Origin of the sequence: Actinoplanes sp. KI2 (genome assembly GCF_025630775.1) — a bacterium.
Classification (GTDB): Bacteria; Actinomycetota; Actinomycetes; order Mycobacteriales; family Micromonosporaceae; genus Actinoplanes.
Map to the genome: position 1 here is coordinate 208,377 of NZ_JAOSZE010000009.1, position 17,899 is coordinate 226,275.

At 72.5% G+C, this 17,899-nt stretch carries 18 protein-coding genes; 12 read left to right on the forward strand and 6 right to left on the reverse strand.

The features are described 5' to 3' along the window. Positions 1-15 precede the first annotated feature (15 nt). Positions 16-609 (reverse strand): hypothetical protein, encoded by a 594-nt coding sequence (locus ODJ79_RS11930; RefSeq protein ID WP_263023445.1) that lies wholly within the window; start codon positions 607-609, stop codon positions 16-18. A 130-nt stretch (positions 610-739) separates the two neighbouring features. On the opposite strand from ODJ79_RS11930, the gene ODJ79_RS11935 reads away from it, so the two are divergent. From ODJ79_RS11935 to ODJ79_RS11955, 5 genes are all read left to right on the forward strand, one after another. After that, on the forward strand, positions 740-1,624 hold the full coding sequence (locus tag ODJ79_RS11935; RefSeq protein WP_263023446.1) for an AAA family ATPase: 885 nt from the start codon (positions 740-742) through the stop codon (positions 1,622-1,624). Continuing rightward, complete coding sequence (locus ODJ79_RS11940) at positions 1,614-2,678, forward strand: vWA domain-containing protein (protein ID WP_263023447.1); 1,065 nt, start codon at positions 1,614-1,616, stop codon at positions 2,676-2,678. Before ODJ79_RS11935 ends, ODJ79_RS11940 begins: the two co-directional genes overlap by 11 nt. A gap of 105 nt (positions 2,679-2,783) precedes the next feature. Further along, positions 2,784-3,281, forward strand: coding sequence for a (2Fe-2S)-binding protein (locus tag ODJ79_RS11945; RefSeq protein ID WP_263023448.1), 498 nt, complete (start codon positions 2,784-2,786; stop codon positions 3,279-3,281). Beyond that, entirely contained in the window at positions 3,278-5,656 is a 2,379-nt protein-coding gene (locus tag ODJ79_RS11950; RefSeq protein ID WP_263023449.1) for a xanthine dehydrogenase family protein molybdopterin-binding subunit, read from the forward strand. Before ODJ79_RS11945 ends, ODJ79_RS11950 begins: the two co-directional genes overlap by 4 nt. Then, a complete protein-coding gene (locus ODJ79_RS11955) occupies positions 5,653-6,507 on the forward strand; it encodes an FAD binding domain-containing protein (RefSeq protein WP_263023450.1) in 855 nt (284 codons plus the stop codon). Before ODJ79_RS11950 ends, ODJ79_RS11955 begins: the two co-directional genes overlap by 4 nt. A gap of 34 nt (positions 6,508-6,541) precedes the next feature. Here the strand turns inward: ODJ79_RS11955 and ODJ79_RS11960 are convergent, their stop codons facing one another. After that, positions 6,542-7,474: a LysR family transcriptional regulator gene (locus ODJ79_RS11960; protein ID WP_263023451.1), complete on the reverse strand. Its 933-nt coding sequence runs from the start codon at positions 7,472-7,474 to the stop codon at positions 6,542-6,544. An 80-nt stretch (positions 7,475-7,554) separates the two neighbouring features. Between ODJ79_RS11960 and ODJ79_RS11965 the strand changes: the two genes are divergently transcribed. From ODJ79_RS11965 to ODJ79_RS11980, 4 genes are read left to right on the forward strand one after another with little or no spacing between them, the layout of a single operon-like run. Then, entirely contained in the window at positions 7,555-8,544 is a 990-nt protein-coding gene (locus tag ODJ79_RS11965; RefSeq protein WP_263023452.1) for a class 1 fructose-bisphosphatase, read from the forward strand. Positions 8,545-8,573: 29 nt separating this feature from the next. Next, a complete protein-coding gene (locus ODJ79_RS11970) occupies positions 8,574-9,446 on the forward strand; it encodes a phosphoribulokinase (protein WP_263023453.1) in 873 nt (290 codons plus the stop codon). A 21-nt stretch (positions 9,447-9,467) separates the two neighbouring features. Further along, entirely contained in the window at positions 9,468-10,895 is a 1,428-nt protein-coding gene (locus ODJ79_RS11975; RefSeq protein ID WP_263023454.1) for a form I ribulose bisphosphate carboxylase large subunit, read from the forward strand. Between the two features lie 11 nt (positions 10,896-10,906). Then, the gene (locus tag ODJ79_RS11980; RefSeq protein ID WP_263023455.1) at positions 10,907-11,209 is read left to right on the forward strand and encodes a ribulose bisphosphate carboxylase small subunit; all 303 of its coding nucleotides are present in this window, start codon (positions 10,907-10,909) and stop codon (positions 11,207-11,209) included. A gap of 46 nt (positions 11,210-11,255) precedes the next feature. Here ODJ79_RS11980 and ODJ79_RS11985 read toward each other — a convergent pair whose 3' ends face one another. Then, positions 11,256-11,732: a CoA-binding protein gene (locus ODJ79_RS11985; RefSeq protein WP_263023456.1), complete on the reverse strand. Its 477-nt coding sequence runs from the start codon at positions 11,730-11,732 to the stop codon at positions 11,256-11,258. A 113-nt stretch (positions 11,733-11,845) separates the two neighbouring features. Here ODJ79_RS11985 and ODJ79_RS11990 point away from each other — a divergent pair, with 113 nt between their 5' ends. Next, the gene (locus ODJ79_RS11990) at positions 11,846-12,589 is read left to right on the forward strand and encodes a hypothetical protein (RefSeq protein ID WP_263023457.1); all 744 of its coding nucleotides are present in this window, start codon (positions 11,846-11,848) and stop codon (positions 12,587-12,589) included. Positions 12,590-12,683: 94 nt separating this feature from the next. On the opposite strand, the gene ODJ79_RS11995 is transcribed toward ODJ79_RS11990, so the two are convergent. From ODJ79_RS11995 to ODJ79_RS12005, 3 genes are all read right to left on the reverse strand, one after another. Further along, positions 12,684-15,407 carry a glycoside hydrolase family 5 protein gene (locus tag ODJ79_RS11995; RefSeq protein WP_263023458.1) on the reverse strand — a complete coding sequence of 908 codons (2,724 nt, stop codon included), beginning with the start codon at positions 15,405-15,407 and terminating at the stop codon, positions 12,684-12,686. Positions 15,408-15,533: 126 nt separating this feature from the next. Beyond that, positions 15,534-16,247, reverse strand: a complete 714-nt coding sequence (locus ODJ79_RS12000; protein ID WP_263023459.1) for a DinB family protein — start codon at positions 16,245-16,247, stop codon at positions 15,534-15,536. Positions 16,248-16,373: 126 nt separating this feature from the next. Continuing rightward, positions 16,374-16,565, reverse strand: a complete 192-nt coding sequence (locus ODJ79_RS12005; protein ID WP_263023460.1) for a hypothetical protein — start codon at positions 16,563-16,565, stop codon at positions 16,374-16,376. 489 nt (positions 16,566-17,054) lie between these two features. Here ODJ79_RS12005 and ODJ79_RS12010 point away from each other — a divergent pair, with 489 nt between their 5' ends. Beyond that, positions 17,055-17,357, forward strand: coding sequence for a hypothetical protein (locus tag ODJ79_RS12010; protein ID WP_263023461.1), 303 nt, complete (start codon positions 17,055-17,057; stop codon positions 17,355-17,357). A gap of 148 nt (positions 17,358-17,505) precedes the next feature. Continuing rightward, positions 17,506-17,889 (forward strand): protealysin inhibitor emfourin, encoded by a 384-nt coding sequence (locus ODJ79_RS12015; RefSeq protein WP_263023462.1) that lies wholly within the window; start codon positions 17,506-17,508, stop codon positions 17,887-17,889. Positions 17,890-17,899 lie beyond the last annotated feature (10 nt).

Below are 17,899 nucleotides of genomic sequence, written 5' to 3' on the forward strand. Positions count from 1 at the left end.
GCTGTGGTCAGCCGGTCACGACTCCGGCTCGGGAGTCGCCGTCGCCGCCGGCGCCGCCGGTGCCGCGCGCCGCGCGTGCAGCAGACCCAGGACTCCGAGGACCAGCAGGATCGCCGCGCCGACGAAGGCGACGATCGCCGCGTAGCCCGCGAGAGTTCCCATCGTCGCGAACGCGGCGCCGTAGAGCAGCAGGCCGCGCAGGGTGTTGCCCTGGAACAGGGTGAGGCGCAGCTGGCCCATTTGCTGGCCTTCCGGCGAGGCTTTCTGCTCGTCCGTCATCGCGAGGTACTGAGCGCTGACTTCTGAGTAGGTCTTTCCGCCGGACATCGCGTTCATGTGCGCCTGGATGTAGTGATCGGCGTACGCCTTGGCCTCCGGCCCGGTGTCCAGCGGACTGCCGGCGTACGGCTTCAGCGCATCCTGGTCGGCCTTCGGGAGTTTCTCCAGCGCGGCGCCCTCGGGCATCGTGATGTCCTGTGCTCCGAGCTGGTCCTTCACCTCCCCCGCGACGTACGAGGACGCGTACGCCAGCATCCCGCCCGCCACGAGGAAAACGATCGCCAGCAGTAATCCGGCCCCTGAGATCAACTTGTCGAATGCCGCGCGCATGGCCGATGCTCCCCGGTCCTAAGATGTGCGTAAATACCCTCAAATAGGATAGGCGCCGACGAGGTCCACGGGGCGATCTTCGCAATCTTGGGGGTGACCCCGCGGCGGCCGGTGCGCGCATAGTGGAGTCGTGCACGGATACGACGATCCCGCCGCCCTGGCGAAGGCGCTGGCCGCGGCCGGCTATCTCGCCGACGAGGGCCTGGCGGTCGCCGGCTTCCTCGCGCTCAGGCTGCACCGGCCGGTCTTCCTGGAGGGTGACGCGGGGGTCGGCAAGACCGCCTTCGCGAGCGCCCTGGCCGAGGCGACCGGCCTCCCGCTGGTACGGCTGCAGTGCTACGAGGGGCTCGACGCGGCGCAGGCGCTGTACGACTGGGACTTCCCGCGGCAGGTGCTGCATCTGCGCGCCGTGGAGGCCGCCGCCGGCGGCGCGCGCAGCGTCGAGGAGTTGGAGGCCGGCCTCTACGACCGGCGCTTCCTGGTCGCCCGGCCGCTGCTGCAGGCGATCGAGCGGGCGCCCTGCGTGCTGCTGATCGACGAGGTCGACCGGGCCGACGACGAGTTCGAGGCGTTCCTGCTCGAACTGCTGGCCGACGCCGCGGTGACCATCCCGGAACTGGGCCGGATCGTCGCGGCCGAGCCACCCCTGGTCGTGGTGACCAGCAACCGGACCAGGGAGGTGCACGACGCGCTCAAGCGCCGGTGCCTGTACCACTGGGTCGGGCATCCCTCGCCGGAGCGCGAGGCCGCGATCCTGCGGGTACGGCTGCCCGAGGTGACCGAGCGGCTGGCCGGGCAGATCGCCGTCGCGACCGCCCGGCTCCGCGCGCTCGACCTGGTCAAGCCGCCCGGCGTGGCCGAGGCCGTGGACTGGGCGGCGGCGGTCGGGGCGCTCGGCGCCGCCGCGCTCACCGCCGAGATCACGGCGCTGACGCTCGGCGCGGTGCTCAAGGTCCGGGACGACATCGACCGGGTCCGCGCGCTGCCGCCGGGCCAGCTGACCGATGCTCCTTGACCTGGTCGCCGCGGTGCGCGCGGCCGGCGTCCCGGCGACGCCGGACCGGGTCCAGGCGATGGTCCGGGCGGTCGACGCGACCGGCACCGACCTGCTGTACTGGGCCGCCCGCCTGACGCTGTGCGGCTCGCCGGACGACATCGCCCGGTTCGACGCGGCGTTCGCCGGGTTCACCCGGGACACCGAGCCGAGGGGCACCCCGTGGCAGGTGCGCCGGCTGCCCGAGCGCGCGCTGTTCCGCACCGGAGCGGCGCGGGACGAAGCCGTCGCCGGCGACCCGGGCCTCGCCGTCCAGGCCGCCGACGCCGAGGTGCTGCGCCACCGGGACCTGGCCACCCTGTCGGCCGCCGAGCGCGCCGAGGCCATGCGGTTGCTGACGCTGGCCGCGGCCGTCGATCCGCGACGACCCGGCCGGCGCTACCGGCCGTGGCATCGGGGACGGACCGATCCGCGGCGGACGATGCGGGCGATGCTGCGCGCGGCCGGCGAGCCCCGCCTGCCGGCCCGGCGCGCCCGCCGCCCCCGGCCGCGCCGGCTCGTGCTGCTCGCCGACGTCTCCGGGTCGATGGCGCCGTACGCCGATGCCCTGCTGCGACTCGGCCACGCGCTGGTGCAGAGCCGTCCCCGATGGACGGAGGTGTACACCCTCGGCACCCGGCTGACCCGGGTCACGCCGCACTTACACGCTCCGGACGTGGCATCCGCCGTGCGCGCGGCCGGACAGGCCATTCCGGACTGGCGCGGCGGCACCCGGCTCGCCGACACGCTCACCGATTTCCTGCGCCGGTACGGGCACCGCGGGGTCGCCCGGCGCGCCGTCGTGGTCGTGTTCAGCGACGGCTGGGAGCGGGGCGATCCGGCGCCGCTCGGCGAGGCGGCGGCGCACGTACGCCGGCTCGCGCACCGGCTGATCTGGGCGACCCCGCACGCCGGGCGGCCGGGCTTCGCGCCGACGGCCGGCGGGCTGGCCGCCGCGCTCCCCCACGTCGACGCCCTGGTTGCCGGGCACAGCGTCGCGGCCATCGAAGAGCTTCTCCGCGAGGTGTCCCGCTGACTCGATCAGCCCTTGCGCGTGATCGGGTCTGTGAGGAAACTCACCAGAAGTGCGTGGCCCGTGTGCGTCCGCCGCGGGCCGTTCTCGGCCACCGCGGGAGGCGCCGTGTCTTCCACCTCCAAACTCTCCGTAACCGTCGACGGCGAGCAGTACGTCGACACCGTCGAAGTACGAACTCTTCTGGTCCACTATCTACGCGAGACGGTCGGCAAGGTCGGCACGGTCATCGGCTGCGACACCAGCAACTGTGGCTCGTGCACCGTGCTCCTGAGCACCGGCGACGAGCCGGCTCGCAGCGTCAAGAGCTGTTCGGTTCTCGCCGTGCAGGCCGACGGCGCGACCATCACCACCGTCGAGGGCCTGGCCGGCCCGGACGGCTCCCTGCACCCGGTGCAGCGGGCCTTCCACGAGCTGCACGGCCTCCAATGCGGATTCTGCACCCCCGGCATGATCATGTCGGCGGTCGACCTGCTCCGCGACAACCCGCACCCGACCGACGACGAGATCCGCGACGGGCTGTCCGGCAACCTGTGCCGCTGCACCGGCTACCAGAACATCGTCCGAGCGGTGCGAGCAGCCGCGGCCGAGGAGGTGACGTCGTGACCGTCACCGACGACCGCGAGGTCGGTCGCGAACGCCTGCGCAAGGAGGACGCCCGGCTGATCACCGGCCGCACCCGCTGGACCGACAACATCACGCTGCCCGGCCTGCTGCACATGGCGATCCTGCGCAGCCCGTACGCGCATGCCCGGATCGTCTCGATCGACACCGCGCCGGCACTGGCCCGGCCCAATGTGGTCGCCGCGTTCAGCGGCGCCGACGTGGCCGACGTGCAGGGCAGCCTGCCGTGCGCCTGGCCGGTGACCGAGGACCTCGTGCATCCCGACCGGCCGCCGCTGGCCGTCGGCACGGTGCGGCACCACGGTGAGGCCGTGGCCGTGGTCGTCGCCCGGGACCAGGCCGCCGCGCTGGACGCGCTGGAGGCGATCGAGGTCGACTACGAGCCGCTGACGCCGGTGCTCGACCTCGAGCAGGCGCTGGCCGAGGGCTCCCCGCTGGTGCACCCCGACAAGGGCACCAACAAGTCGTACACCTGGGTCTTCGACTCGGCGCAGGCCGGCACGGGCACCGACGTCGCGGCGGCCGACGCCGAGGTCGTGATCGAACGCCGGTACGTCCAGCAGCGGCTGATCCCGGCGTTCATGGAGCCGCGCAGCGTCGTCGTGGACCCGGGGGCGGGCGACTACACGATCTGGTCGGCCACCCAGATCCCGCACATCCTGCGGGTCTTCTACGCGCTGCTCACCGGCACGCCCGAGCACAAGGTGCGGGTGATCGCCCCCGACGTCGGCGGCGGCTTCGGCGGCAAGCTCCAGGTGACCCCGGAAGAGTTGATCACGTTCATGGCGGCGCGGCGGGTCGGCCGCCCGGTCAAGTACACCGAGACCCGCAGCGACACGATGCTCTCCGCGCACCACGGCCGCGACATGATCCAGGACGTACGGCTCACCGCGCGCCGGGACGGCACGGTCACCGGCATCTCGGTGAAGCTGATCGCCAACATGGGCGCCTACCTCGGCCTCGTCGGGCCGGGCGTGCCCATCCTGGGCGCCTTCATGTACAACGGCATCTACAAGTTCCCGGCCTACCGGTTCGAGTGCAGCGGCGTGTTCACCAACACGACGATCACCGACGCGTACCGCGGCGCGGGCCGGCCGGAGGCGACCTTCGCGGTCGAGCGGGCGATGGACGACCTGGCCGTCGAGCTCGGCGTCGATCCGATCGAGATCCGCCGGCGCAACTGGATCAAGCGGGAGGAGTTCCCGTTCACCACGGTCGCGGGGCTCGTCTACGACTCCGGCGACTACGATGCCGCCACCGACAAGGCGCTCGCGTTGCTCGGCTACCACGAGTTGCGCAAGGAGCAGGAGCTCCGGCGCGCGTCCGGCGACCCGGTGCAGCTGGGGATCGGGACCTCGACGTACACGGAAATGTGTGGTTTGGCGCCGTCCCGCCTGCTCGGTGCGTTGCGGTACGCGGCGGGCGGCTGGGAGACGGCGTCGGTCCGGGTGCTGCCGACCGGCAAGGTCGAGGTGGTCACCGGTACCAGCCCGCACGGGCAGGGGCACGAGACCGCGTGGAGCCAGATCGTCGCCGACGAGCTCGGCGTGGCCTTCGACGACGTCGAGGTGCTGCACGGCGACACCCGCACCTCGCACAAGGGCCTCGACACGTACGGCTCCCGGTCGCTCGCGGTCGGCGGGATCGCGCTGGTGGAGGCGTGCCGCAAGGTACGTGACAAGGCCCGTACGGTGGCCGCACACATGCTCGAGTGTAGCCCCGACGACCTGGAGTTCACCGGCGGCGCGTTCCGGGTGCGGGGCACGCCGGACGCGGCCAAGACGGTCGCCGACGCCGCGTTCGCCGTGTTCGCGGCGCACGACCTGCCCGACGGGGTGGAGGCCACGCTGGACGCGGACGCGACGTTCGACCCGGAGACGTTCTCCTTCCCGCACGGCACGCACCTGTGCGCGGTCGAGGTCGACACGCAGACCGGGCACGTGGCGATCCGCAAGTACGTCGCGGTCGACGACGTCGGCAAGGTGATCAACCCGACCATCGTCGAGGGGCAGGTGCACGGCGGCGTCGCCCAGGGCATCGCCCAGGCGCTGCACGAGGAGGCGGTCTACGACGAGTCGGGCACGCTGGTGACCGGCTCCTTCGTCGACTACACGCCGCCGACGGCGGCCGACCTGCCGGACATCGTCACCGACCGCACCGAGACCCCCGCGACGACGCACCCGCTCGGTGTCAAGGGCGTCGGCGAGGCCGGCGCGATCGCGGCGACCCCGGCCGTGGTCAACGCGATCGTCGACGCGCTGCGCCCGTTCGGGGTCAGCGACGTCCCGATGCCGTGCACGCCCGAGCGGGTCTGGCGGGCGATCCGAACAGCCGGAACGGAGGGTGGACGGTCATGATCCCGGTTGCCTTCGACTACCTGCGTCCGACCAGTGTGGACGAGGCGGTCGCCGCGCTCGCCGAGGGCGGCGAGGACGCCAAGGTCCTGGCCGGCGGGCAGAGCCTGATCCCGGTGCTGCGGCTGCGGCTGTCGGCGCCGAGCGTGCTGGTCGACCTCGGCGGCGTGGCGCAGCTGCGCGGCGTCCGCGAGGAGGGCGACGCGCTGGTCATCGGCGCGATGACCACGCACGACGAGGTGGCGTCCTCGCCGCTGGTGCAGCGGTACGCGCCGCTGCTGTCCCGGATGGCGGCCACGATCGGCGACCGGCAGGTCCGTCACCGCGGCACGCTGGGCGGCTCGCTCGCGCACGCCGACCCGGCGGCCGACCTGCCCGCGGCGGCGGCCGCGCTGGAGGCGCGGTACGTGCTGGCCGGGCCGTCCGGCCGGCGGGTGGTCCCGGCCGCCGACTTCGCCGTCGACCTGTTCACCACGGCGCTCGCCGACGACGAGGTGCTCGCCGAGGTCCAGGTGCCCAAGGTGGAGGGCTGGGGCTCGCACTACGAGAAGTTCCACCGGGTCGTGCAGGCGTGGGCGATCGTCGGGGTGGCGGCGATGGTGCGGCGCAACGACGGCGCGATCGAGTCGGCCCGGGTGACGCTGACCAACATGGGCCCGACGGCGCTGCGGGCCACCGCGCTCGAGCAGGCCCTCGCGGGCTGCGCCGCCGAGCGGGCCGCCATCGAGGAGGCGTGCGCGGTCGCGGCCGAGGGCACCTCGCCGATCGACGACCTGACCGCCTCCGCGGAGTATCGGCGTCATCTCGCCCGGGTGCTGGCCGGGCGGGCGGTGGCCGCGGCCGCCGGCGTCTAGCGCCGGCCTTTGGTGAGCGGCCAGGGCTCGGCCGTCACGCCGAGCCCTGGCCGCCGTCCCCGTCGGAGGGCAGGTAGTCGGCGCCGGTCAGCGCCACGAAGTTCCACAACGACCGGGTGGCCGGCCCCGGGTTCCGGCTCGCCATCCGGACCAGCAGCCAGTGCCGGTGGATCGGCAGGCCCTCGACGTCGAGCACCACGAGCCGGCCGTCGTGCACCTCGGCGGCGATGGTGTGCGCCGAGATCAGGGCGATGCCGAGCCCGGCCATCACCGCCTGCTTGATGGTCTCGTTCGAGTCCAGCTCCATGCCGATCGCCGGGTCGCGGCCGGCCGCGGCGAACATCGCCTCCAGGTGCAGCCGCGTGCCGGAACCGTGCTCGCGGACCAGGAAGGTCTCCTCCGCGACCCGCGGGAACGGCAGGCGACCGGCGCCGGCCAGCGGATGCCGCGACGGCGCCACGATGACGTACGGATGATCGCCGAAGACCTGCTGCTCGACGGCGAGCCCCTGCGGCGGGCGCCCCATGACGGCCAGGTCGACCGAGTAACCCTCGAGGAGCGCGATGATCTCCTCGCGGTTGCCGAAGGCGAGCTCGATGCCGATCTTCGGGTACGCCAGGCGGAACGCGGCGATGAGGTGGGGCGCGAAGTACTTCGCCGTGCTCACCGCGCCGACGGTGACCCGGCCCGCCTCGGCCGAGCGCAGCGCGCGCAGGCCGTCGTCGCAGGCGGCGAGCTCGGCGCGGATGCGGGCGTAGGTCTCGGCGAGCAGCCGCCCGGCGTCGGTGGGGCGCTGCCCGTGCGGACCGCGTTCCAGCAGGGGCAGCCCGGCCGCCGACTCGAGCCGGCGCAGCTGCTGAGCGATGGCCGGGCCGGTCAGGTGCAGGCGTTCGGCGGCGCCGGCCAGGGAGCCCGCGCGGATCGTCTCGGCCAGGAACTCCAGTTGACGAAGGGTTACGTCCTTCATGTCCGAAGCATACTTTTGCTGTTGTCAATGGCAGAAAACCATGCCTTGGCTTTGCGTGTTCGGTGGTCACACACTCGGTCATGGCTGTCGACCACGTACCGCTCGCCCTGCCGCCGGTCGGAGATCTCGGCCCGTCCAGCCGGCCCGCCCTCGCCGCCGCCGACGTCGTCGCCCGGCTGACCGCGGCGGCCGCCGTGCTGGCCCACCTGATCTCGACCCGAGCGGCCGAACCGTGCACCCTGGACTCCCGGGCCCGCGCCCTCTACCGGGACGCGCTCGCCGGAGCCGACGTCGCCACCGTCGGCATGGCGGGCGAGGCGGCGCCGGTGCCCGTCGACCGCCACGGCAGCGTCGTCGTGACCCTGGTCGCCGTCGACGAGCCGGCCAACCTCGCCATCAACGCGGCCGTCGGCACGATCTTCTCGGTGTTGCCGGTCACCGACGTCATCGGCGGCGGGCTGCTGCAGGCGGGCCGGCGGCAGCTGGCCGCCGGGATCATCGTGTTCGGCCCGGCCACCGTGCTGGCACTCACCGTCGGCGAGGGCACCGACCTGTACGCGCTGGGCCCGGACGGCTTCACCTGCCTCCGGCGCCGGGTCGAGGTGCCGCCCGAGTCCGGCGAATACGCGGTCAACGCCGCCAACGCCCGGCAGTGGCACCGCGGCATCCGGTCCTACGTGGCCGACCTGGTCAGCGGAAGCAGCGGACCGCGGCGGCGGGACTTCAGCATGCGCTGGCTGGGGTCGCTGGCGGCCGAGGCGTACGGCGTGCTGTCCCGCGGCGGCATCTACCTCTGCCCCGCCGAGACCGGACCGGGGCACGGGCGCGGGCGGATGCGCCTGGTGTACGAGGCGAATCCGGTCGCGTGGCTGTGCGAGCAGGCCGGCGGCGCGGCCACCGACGGGCGTACGCCGACCCTCGATCTGGTTCCGGCCGCCCTGCACCAGCGAACGCCGCTGGTGTTCGGCTCCCGCAACAAGGTCGACCGGGTGCGCCGCTACCTGTCCGACCCGCCCGCCCGGCACGAGGAGTCGCCGCTGTTCGCCCACCGCGGCCTGTTCCGGTCCTGATCCCTCCGGTCCTGATCGAGGAGAGTCTGTTGTCGGTCCGGCACCCGATCATCGTGGTGACCGGTTCCTCCGGAGCCGGTACCACCACCGTCAAGAACACCTTCGTCCAGATCTTCCGCCGGGAGGGGATACGCGCGGCCTACATCGAGGGGGACGCCTTCCACCGTTACGACCGGGAGGGCATGGTGGCCGCCATCGCCGAGGCGGACAGCCGCGGCAACCGCAACTTCAGCCACTTCAGTCCCCAGGCGAACCTCCTGGACGAGCTCGGCGAGACGTTCGAGGAGTTCGCCACGAAGGGCACCGGGCGCACCCGGCACTACGTGCACGACGAGATCGAGGCCCGGGCGTACGGCTGCCCGGCCGGCACGTTCACCCCCTGGCGGGACTTCGGGCCCGACGTCGACGTGCTGTTCTACGAGGGCCTGCACGGCGCCGCGGTGACGCCGACCGTGGACCTCGCCGCGTACGGGGATCTCAAGATCGGTGTGGTCCCGGTGATCAACCTGGAGTGGATCCAGAAGCTGCACCGGGACCGCAGCAGCCGCGGGTACACGCCGGAGGCGGTCACCGACGTGATCCTGCGCCGGATGCCCGACTACATCGGGACCATCACGCCGCAGTTCGCCAAGACGGACATCAACTTTCAGCGGGTGCCGACGGTGGACACGTCCAACCCGTTCGTGGCCCGCACCATCCCGTCGCCGGCGGAGTCGCTCGTCGTGATCCGGTTCCGGGATCAGAGCGGCATCGACTTCCCGTACCTGCTCGCCATGATCCACGACAGCTTCATGTCCCGGGCCAACTCGATCGTCATCCCCGGCGGCCGGCTCGATCTCGCCATGCAGCTGATCCTCACCCCCATGATCCAGCGGCTCGTGGAGAGCCGACGAGCCGGCTGACCAACCCAAGGAGGAGCACGAATGACAGCGACGGTACCGGCCAAGATGTATCAGGCCGGCGTGCACCCGTACGCCGCGACCTACTGGGACCCCGGATACCTGCCCGCCGAGACCGACCTGCTCGCCTGCTTCAAGATCGTGGCCCAGGACGGCGTGCCGCGTGAGGAGGCGGCCGCCGCGATCGCCGCCGAGAGCTCCACCGGCACCTGGACGACCGTGTGGACCGACCTGCTCACCGATCTCGACCACTACAAGGGCCGCGCGTACCGGATCGAGGACGTGCCCGGCGATCCCGACGCGTTCTACGCGTTCGTCGCGTACCCCCTCGATCTGTTCGAGGAGGGGTCGGTGGTCAACGTCCTCACCTCGCTGGCCGGCAACGTCTTCGGCTTCAAGGCGATCCGGTCGCTGCGGCTGGAGGACGTCCGCTTCCCGCTGACCTTCGTGCTGACCTGCGGCGGCCCGCCGAACGGCATCCGGGTCGAACGCGACAAGCTGAACAAGTACGGGCGGCCCCTGCTCGGCTGCACCATCAAGCCCAAGCTCGGCCTGTCGGCCCGCAACTACGGCCGGGCGGTGTACGAGTGCCTGCGCGGCGGCCTCGACTTCACCAAGGACGACGAGAACATCAACTCGCAGCCGTTCATGCGCTGGCGCGACCGGTACGAGCAGGTGGCGCGCGCGATCCGGCAGGCCGAGGCGGAGACCGGCGAGCGCAAGGGCCACTACCTCAACGTCACGGCCGGCACGGTCGAGGCCATGTACGAGCGCGCCGAGTTCGCCCGCGAGCTGGGCATGCCGATCATCATGCACGACTACCTGACCGCCGGCTTCACCGCGCACGCGTCGCTGGCCAACTGGGCCCGCCGGCACGGCATGCTGCTGCACGTGCACCGCGCGCTGCACGCCGTGCTGGACCGCAACCCGCGGCACGGCATCCACTTCCGGGTGCTGGCCAAGGCGCTGCGGCTGGCCGGCGGCGACCACCTGCACTCCGGCACCGTGGTGGGCAAGCTGGAGGGCGACCGGCAGGCGACGCTGGGCTGGATCGACGTCATGCGCGAGTCGTTCGTGGCCGAGGACCGCTCCCGCGGCATCTTCTTCGACCAGGACTTCGGGCACATGCCCGGGGTGTTCCCGGTGGCCTCCGGGGGCATCCATGTAGGACACATTCCGGCCCTGGTCGGCATCTTCGGCGACGACTCGATCCTGCAGTTCGGCGGCGGCACGCTGGGGCACCCGTGGGGCAACGCGGCCGGCGCGACGGCGAACCGGGTCGCGGTCGAGGCCTGCGTGCTCGCCCGCAACGAGGGCAGCGACATCGAGCGCGACGGCGCCGCGATCCTGCGCGCGGCGGCCAAGCACAGCCCGGAGCTCGAGGCCGCCCTGCAAACCTGGAGCGACGTGCGCTTCGAGTTCGACGTGGTCGACAAGATCGACCGGGCCTGAGGGAGACGCTCATGCAGATGAAGACGGAAACCTTCTCCTACCTGCCGCCGCTGACCCCGGCGCAGATCCGCCGGCAGATACAGCACATCGTGGCCGAGGGCTGGATCGCCGCCGTCGAGCATTGCCCGCCCGCGGACACGCCGCCCAGCTACTGGTCGATGTGGAAGCTCCCGCTGTTCGGCGTCCAAGAGGCGGACGTCGTGCTGGCCGAGCTGGACGCCTGCCGGGCCGCCAACCCGGGGCACCTGGTGCGGGTGCTCGGGTACGACCCCAGGCGCCAGACGGTGGGGCTCGCGTTCGTGACACATCGCTGACGGGTTTACCGAGCCCGCCCGCGCCTCGGCGCGGGCGGGCTCCGCCTCACACCTGCCGGGGGACGTTGCCGGTGCGGGTGAGCACGAAGCGCATCGCCTTGTGCCCGAAGTCGGCGGTCGGGGCGAACATCAGCGGGCAGCCGCCGTCGATGACGGTGATCCCCTGCTGCCGGCCGTACCCGGCGGCCGCCTCCGACACGCTGCCCGCGCCGGGCCCGCGGTGCATCCACACGTACTTGATGCCGAGCTCGGCGCATTCGTGCATGGTGGACTCCGCGGTCTCCGGCCGGGTGCCGATGACGACGGCCTCGACCCCGCCGGGCACCGACCTCAGGTCGGGATAGCACCGGCCGCCCTCGATCTCGTCGGTGTTCGGGTTGATCGCGAACACCTCGTAGCCGCGGTCCCGCAGTCGCCGGTAGACGGCGTTGCTGCCGTGACCCTGCGGGTTGCGCGACACCCCGGTGACGGCGATCCGCTTGTGGGCCAGGAACTCCGATGCGGCCTGCTTCATCTCGATCATCACGGCCTCCTCAACCGGGTCGAGCCGTCACCCCGAACGATCCGCCGGTGACCACCGGCCGGCCAGGGACGAAAGTCAGCACCGGAGTGCCAACCGGCTCATCGTGTGGCAGCGTGGATCCACCCACCGAGGACGGAGGTCTCCCGGTGACGCCGGCGTCCACCACCGACATCCTCACGCACGGCTCCGACCGGCCGCGCCGGCTCTCCCCGCGCGGCCTGGCCGTCGTGATCGTGGTCGGGCTGGCGCTGGCCGGGGGCCTGGTGGCCGCGCGGTTGCGGCCGGCGCCGCCGTTCCGCCTGATCGACCTGCAAGGGGTGTACGCGGGGATGGTGCGCTCGGACGGGCAGAACGACGCGGCGGTGATCGATCCCCGCAGCGTCGCCGCGGAGGCCGAGACGGTCGCGCCGGGCGCCTGCGAGCCGCTGTTCGAGGCGAGCGTGCTCAACCGGCCGCCGCCCGGGGCGCTGGACGGCGTGGGCACGTTCTGGGCGCTCGGCCCGGCCGGGGTCTCCCTGTTCACCTACCGGTTCGCCGGTCCCGCGGCGGCCGGCCGGGAGTTCGCCCGGCTGGCCGCGGCCTACGACGGCTGCCGGGACACCCGGGTCGCGGTGACCGGCCGGCTGACGGCCACCGGGCAGCTGGCCGGGCTGCGGCGCGATCGCGTACAGCTGGCTTATGTTCTTGATTCCGGGGACGGCACCAAGCTGGCGGTGCACGTGCTGGCCCTCAGCAACACGGTGTCCTGGCAGTACCGGTACGTGCCGGTGCCCGGCCCCTACGACTCGCAGACCGCGCAGAACGTGATGGACTCGCTGGCCGACCAGATGCGCGCGGTGCAGCGCCTACGCCGCTGAGGCCGACACGGTGTAGGCGCCGTGGGCGCAGCCGGCGGTGCCTACGCCGCTGAGGCCGACACGGTGTAGGCGCCGTGGGCGCAGCCGGCGGTGCCTACGCCGCTGAGGCCGACACGGTGTAGGCGCCACGGGCGCAGCCGGTGATCCGCCAGCCGCCCTTGACCTGCGCCGACGACGCATCGGCGACCCCCGTCGTGGTCAGGCGGGGCGCCACGATGCCGGGCACCCAGATGTCGACGAGGCAGTTCGCCGGGTTGTCGGCGGCGGTGGCGGTGATCCGCAGTCCGCCGTCCGGTCCCGAGGTGAGCGAGTCCAGCCGGCCCGGCAACGCCCTCGGGAAGGCCCTCGACAGGGGTAGCGCGAAGGCCGCGGGCGGCGGGGTCGACGCACCCGTGCGGCAGTCCACGGCGACCAGGTTCCCGGAGGTCGTGGCGTCGTCGCCGGTCTCCGGCGAGCCGCACCCCTGCCGCCACACCCAGAACGCGCCGCCGGCGCCGAGCCGGTCCTGGGCCGCCGCGAAGCGCCGCAGCTTGGCACCGTCCACCGCCGGCTCGCCGAACCAGCCCCACTCGCCGAACCACAACGCGGCCCCGTACGCGCGGGCGGCGCGGGCCGAGACGGCCTGGTTCCGCTCGATCGACGCGATCGTCAGGCCCGTGCCCTGGTCCATGCTGATCGACTCGCTGTACGGGTGCGGGGCGAAGACCACCTGCCGGTCGTCGGTGAAGCCGGGCGCCGGGGCCACGTCGAAGCCGAGGCCCGACCACAGCACGCTGGGCTCGAAGAACGCGAGGTGGGTGTGCCCGCCGACGGCCCGCTCGGCCGCGCGGATGGCCGTGATCGCGGCGTCGTAGTACCGGCCGAGCAGCAGCCCCGAGCTGATCGGCGGCCCGGCCCCGATCCCGGGCTCGTTGAGCAGGTCGTAACCGGCCACGGCGGGCTCGTTGGCGAAGGCCTGCGCGACGAACGCCCAGGTACGCACGAGCTCGCCCTGGATGCCGTCGCGGTCGGTGTAGAAGTTCTCGAAGGCCGTCGCCACCGCCGGCGCCAGGTCGCGGGCCAGGAACTGGCAGTGCGCGGTGCCGTCGGTGATGGTCGCCCACGCGGGCGCGCCGTCCCAGCCGGTGGTCGGGGTCGTCCCGCCGCCGCACCGCTCGGCCGGGCGGGCGAGCGCGTTGCCCCAGGCGTCCTCGTGCATGTCCAGCACGGTGTAGATGCCGTGGGCCTTGGCACCGGCCACCGCGGCCTGGATCTGCCGGAGGTAGGACTGGTCGAAGGTGCCGCGCTGGGGCTCCAGCCGCGACCAGGACAGGCCGAGCCGGATCACGTTGAAGCCCATCGCCGCCATCTGCTCGAAGTCGCCGTCGGTCAGCGCCTGTGTCGCCGGGACGGCCGGATCGCGCAGGTAGTAGTCGATCAGCTGGTTCACGTTGACGCCCCGGAGGATCACCTGCCGGCCGGTGACGTCGCCGATCGTCGCGAGCCCGTCCGCGGCCTCGTTCCCGGCGGGGGCCGGGAGCACCCGGAGGAATTCCATGCCGCCGGACGCCGCGACCGCCCCGGCGGCCGGCGGACCGGCGGGAGCCGACGCGCCGATCACCGGTGCGAGCGCCAGAACGAGCACGCCGATCGCCGCGACCAGCACGACCGGCCGGCGGCCGGTACGTGCCTGGGGCGCCGGCCTCGATCGCAGGCGCTGTGCCGCCCCGGCCGCGACAGCGCCGATGAGGCCGACCACTGCGCCGTAGCCGATCCCGGTCGCGACGCTGATCAGCGAGGTGGCGATCCACCATTGGTCCGGCCCGGCGCCGGCGAGGTGGTCCGGAGCCATCGCGACGAGGACGGCATCGACCACACCGAGGCCGAGACCCGCCACCACGGACGCCAGGCAGACCGTCAACGGACCGCCTTGCTGCAGCCCGCGCCGGAGCAGCCACAGCGCCCCGGCGAACAGGGCCAGGAACGCCGTCACGCCGGCGAGGAAGCCGAGCACGCCGTTGGCCGCCGTCGGTGCGGCCACGAAGCCGGCGAACGCGTAGCCGACCGGCCCGCCGTGCCACCAGTGAGCGGCCGGTCCGATCGCCGCCAGAGCGGTCACCGCCACCATGACGGCCATCGAGAGTGCAACCGGGAACGTTTCGCCAGCGGCGGCCTGCACCCCGCCGCGAGCCTCGGCGGCGGTCTGCGCCTCGCCGCGGGCCTCGGCGGCGGTCTGCGCCTCGCGGGCCTCGGCGGCGGTCTGCGCCTCGCCGCGGGCCTCGGCGGCGGTCGTCGTCGACGCCGCCCGGGAGCCGCCGGTCTCGGCGCCGGACACCGGCCGCGGCCCGAACCGGGCGGCGAGCGCCGCGCCGGCCGCGACCAGCCAGCCGACGAGGAGGAACTTGATCGCCGCGAAGCCGCTCGTGCCCAGCGCATACGCCAGGGCCGAGCCGGCCGGCAGGTGCGGCCCCACCATCGGCAGGGCCGACGCGAAGCCGCTCGCCGCCGTCGCCCAGGCGCCGGCGCCGACCACCGCGATCCAGGTGACTGCGAACACCCACCGGGCCGGCGACTGCCTGGCGACCAGGAAGGCCGGTACGGCGGTGCCGGCCAGCAGGACCGGGAGACCGACCACGAGCGGCGCCCAGCGGTAGACGCCACCCGAGCCGAGCACCGGCAACCCCCGGCCGCCGATCGGCGCGAGCAGACCCGAAGGATCGGACGCGGCGGCGACCGCCAGCACGGCAAGCAGCATGACAACGGCGGCCGCGGCGGCCCGGATCTGCGGCGCCACCCAGCGCGACCGAGGGCGCGCGGTGACAGGAACGGTGCTGGTCATGGTGGACGCGAATAATACTCGTGTTCCGGGGTTGTCAACCCCTGCCGCGGTCAACCGCACCATCCCGCGCAGAGCGGGCGCACGCTGCACAAACAGGCGCGTAACGGGCTCCGACCGGCGGCGGCCCTACGCGGCGTCCTCGATCAGGTCGAGGTCGCGGACGCAGAAGCCGTGGTGCTCGAAGGTCTCGTTGAGCACCGTGCCGAGGCACTGCCGCACCGAGCGGCCCCGGGCGTACGGCGGCCAGACATCGTCGTCGGGCACCGGCGCCCGCGCGGCGAGCTGCTCGGCGGTGACCTCGTCGAGCCAGGCCTCGAGCTCGGCGGCCTGCGCGGCACGCACGCTCACGATCTCGTCGAGGCCCGGATCGAGCGACAGGTCAAGCCCGTGCGCTCCGCGGTAGGGCTCGACGGTCGTCCCGATGCCCATCGGCGTGAACAGCTCCGTCGAGCCCAGGCAGCAGCGGCGGAACCACGAGTCGTGGACGAAGACCAGGTGGCGCATCGTCTGCGCCGCCGACCACTCGCCGTGCACGCTGCGGCGCTCGATGCCCGGCGTACGGCGGATCCGCTCGATCGTGGCGGCCCAGCCGGCCTGGAGCCGGCGCGATGCCTCGCGCAGATCGGCCGGGTCCTCGGAGCGGATCAGCACCCGCACCGGATGCCGCCGGTCGAGCTCCGCCTCGACGTACTGCGTGACCTCGACACCGTTCACCACGAGGTTGGTGACGAGCCCGTCGATCACGGCGTCCTGCATGACGACCCCGATCAGGCGTGCCCCGGTCAGATCACACTCGCGGAACTCCGCACCGCGCAGATCCTCATCGATATACCGCGTCATGCTCCGCATACTAGGTCCGACCACCGACAATCCCGCTCGCCCAGACCCGCTCCCGCGACGAGGCCGGGGCAGCGCGGCGGCAACGAAACCACCAGCGAGCGCGCGTTCGACCTGTTGACGTCGCGTCTACTGTTCCGCGTCTTCGTGCTCCGCGATCAACTGATAGCCGTCGGCAACGCAAGCATCGCGGTTTCGATCCACCCAACGTTGGCCGGCAACTCCGTCGTCCCCCCAGCATGGGATGGTGTCGGCGATGACGGCGCCGTCCCGTTCATGGATGACGCGGATCTCGACGCCCTCTTCGTCGATCGAGGCCATGACGGTAATGGTCTCGACACCTTGAGGTGTCTCTCGCCGGTAGACCTCTGTTTTGATGGGCACGGCAGGATCCTGCTACCGGTGTTGGGACGCAGCAAGGTTCGGCGCGACAATCCTGACCATCGACCGACCCGTACGCTCCCGCGTATCTACCTTTCGGCCGACACCATGACGAGAAGCGCAGTGAACCCAGCCATGGCCTGCGCAGCTGCCGTCCGAAGCTAATCGCCCGCCAGCACCTTGACAGAGCGCCTGGCCGCGGCGCCGGGCTCCACCGGCCAGCCCGGTTCTGAACTGCCACGGCAGCGCCGAGCCCATCCGGCAGGAGCGGTGACGAGGTAAGGCCGGGACTATCTGTGGCAGGCCGCGAAATGGCTCGATCCCCGGGACCGGGCTGACCACCATCGCCGATCACTCGTCGTGGTGAACGGTGGCGACGGCGCCGCGCGCGAGCCGTACTGTGGCTTTCACCGAGAATCCGGAGGCCACATGTCCGTCGTCATGATCCTGCGCATCAAGGCCGACCCGAATACGCTCGAAACCTTCGCCAACGCGCACGCCGAATTGATGAACAGTATCGCCGACGCCGGCAAGGCGGCGGGCGCCACCCGGCACTGTTTCGCCGCCGGCGACGGCGAGGTCCTGGTGCTCGACGAATGGCCGGACGAGGCGACGTTCCAGCGCTTCTTCGACAGCCGGCCCGAAATCCCGGGAATCATGCAAGCGGCCGGTGCCCAGGGCGCACCGGAGATATCCTTTTATCGCAAGCTCGACACGCCCGACCAGTTCTAGCCGACCGCCGAATTGCTCTGGCAAATGGGAAAGTTCAGACCGGACGCCGCGTAACTCAAAGCGCTGGTGCGGTGTTGTCCGTACCGAGACGCCGACGCCGGACCCGGAGGGCTACACCACGATGAAACGCGGAATCACACGCCGAGGCATGGCGACCCTGGTCGCCCTGGGTGTCATCACGGCGTTCGCGCCGGCCGCCCCGGTCGCTGCCGCGCCGATCCTGGCCAACACGATCGTGCTGGACCGCTCGGGCGGCTTCGCGGGGGGCCAGGTCACGTTCGTGGTCGACCGCTCGACCGTCGGCGGTGAGGAGCCGCGGCGGATGGCCGGCAGCCCCGAGTTCCAGCGGCTGCGCAGTTCCTACCAGCCCGATAATGCCTGCTGCGACCGCTTCTCCTACCGGCTCACGGTCAGCTACGTCGGCGGTTACCGCAAGACCGTCTCGACCGTCCAGGGCACGACCGCACCGCAGATCCTGTGGGACGTGATCAGCGCGGTCGAGCGGGTCGGCACCCGTACGTCGTCGCGCTGACCGACCGGCT

Bases quoted from the DNA above. Each gene is read 5' to 3' on its own strand.
- ODJ79_RS11930 (WP_263023445.1), bottom strand. From the start codon at position 609: ATGCGCGCGGCATTCGACAAGTTGATCTCAGGGGCCGGATTACTGCTG.
- ODJ79_RS11940 (WP_263023447.1), top strand. From the start codon at position 1,614: ATGCTCCTTGACCTGGTCGCCGCGGTGCGCGCGGCCGGCGTCCCGGCG.
- ODJ79_RS11955 (WP_263023450.1), top strand. From the start codon at position 5,653: ATGATCCCGGTTGCCTTCGACTACCTGCGTCCGACCAGTGTGGACGAG.
- ODJ79_RS11960 (WP_263023451.1), bottom strand. From the start codon at position 7,474: ATGAAGGACGTAACCCTTCGTCAACTGGAGTTCCTGGCCGAGACGATC.
- ODJ79_RS11965 (WP_263023452.1), top strand. From the start codon at position 7,555: ATGGCTGTCGACCACGTACCGCTCGCCCTGCCGCCGGTCGGAGATCTC.
- ODJ79_RS11975 (WP_263023454.1), top strand. From the start codon at position 9,468: ATGACAGCGACGGTACCGGCCAAGATGTATCAGGCCGGCGTGCACCCG.
- ODJ79_RS11980 (WP_263023455.1), top strand. From the start codon at position 10,907: ATGCAGATGAAGACGGAAACCTTCTCCTACCTGCCGCCGCTGACCCCG.
- ODJ79_RS11985 (WP_263023456.1), bottom strand. From the start codon at position 11,732: ATGATCGAGATGAAGCAGGCCGCATCGGAGTTCCTGGCCCACAAGCGG.
- ODJ79_RS11995 (WP_263023458.1), bottom strand. From the start codon at position 15,407: ATGACCAGCACCGTTCCTGTCACCGCGCGCCCTCGGTCGCGCTGGGTG.
- ODJ79_RS12000 (WP_263023459.1), bottom strand. From the start codon at position 16,247: ATGACGCGGTATATCGATGAGGATCTGCGCGGTGCGGAGTTCCGCGAG.
- ODJ79_RS12005 (WP_263023460.1), bottom strand. From the start codon at position 16,565: ATGGCCTCGATCGACGAAGAGGGCGTCGAGATCCGCGTCATCCATGAA.
- ODJ79_RS12010 (WP_263023461.1), top strand. From the start codon at position 17,055: ATGTCCGTCGTCATGATCCTGCGCATCAAGGCCGACCCGAATACGCTC.
- ODJ79_RS12015 (WP_263023462.1), top strand. From the start codon at position 17,506: ATGGCGACCCTGGTCGCCCTGGGTGTCATCACGGCGTTCGCGCCGGCC.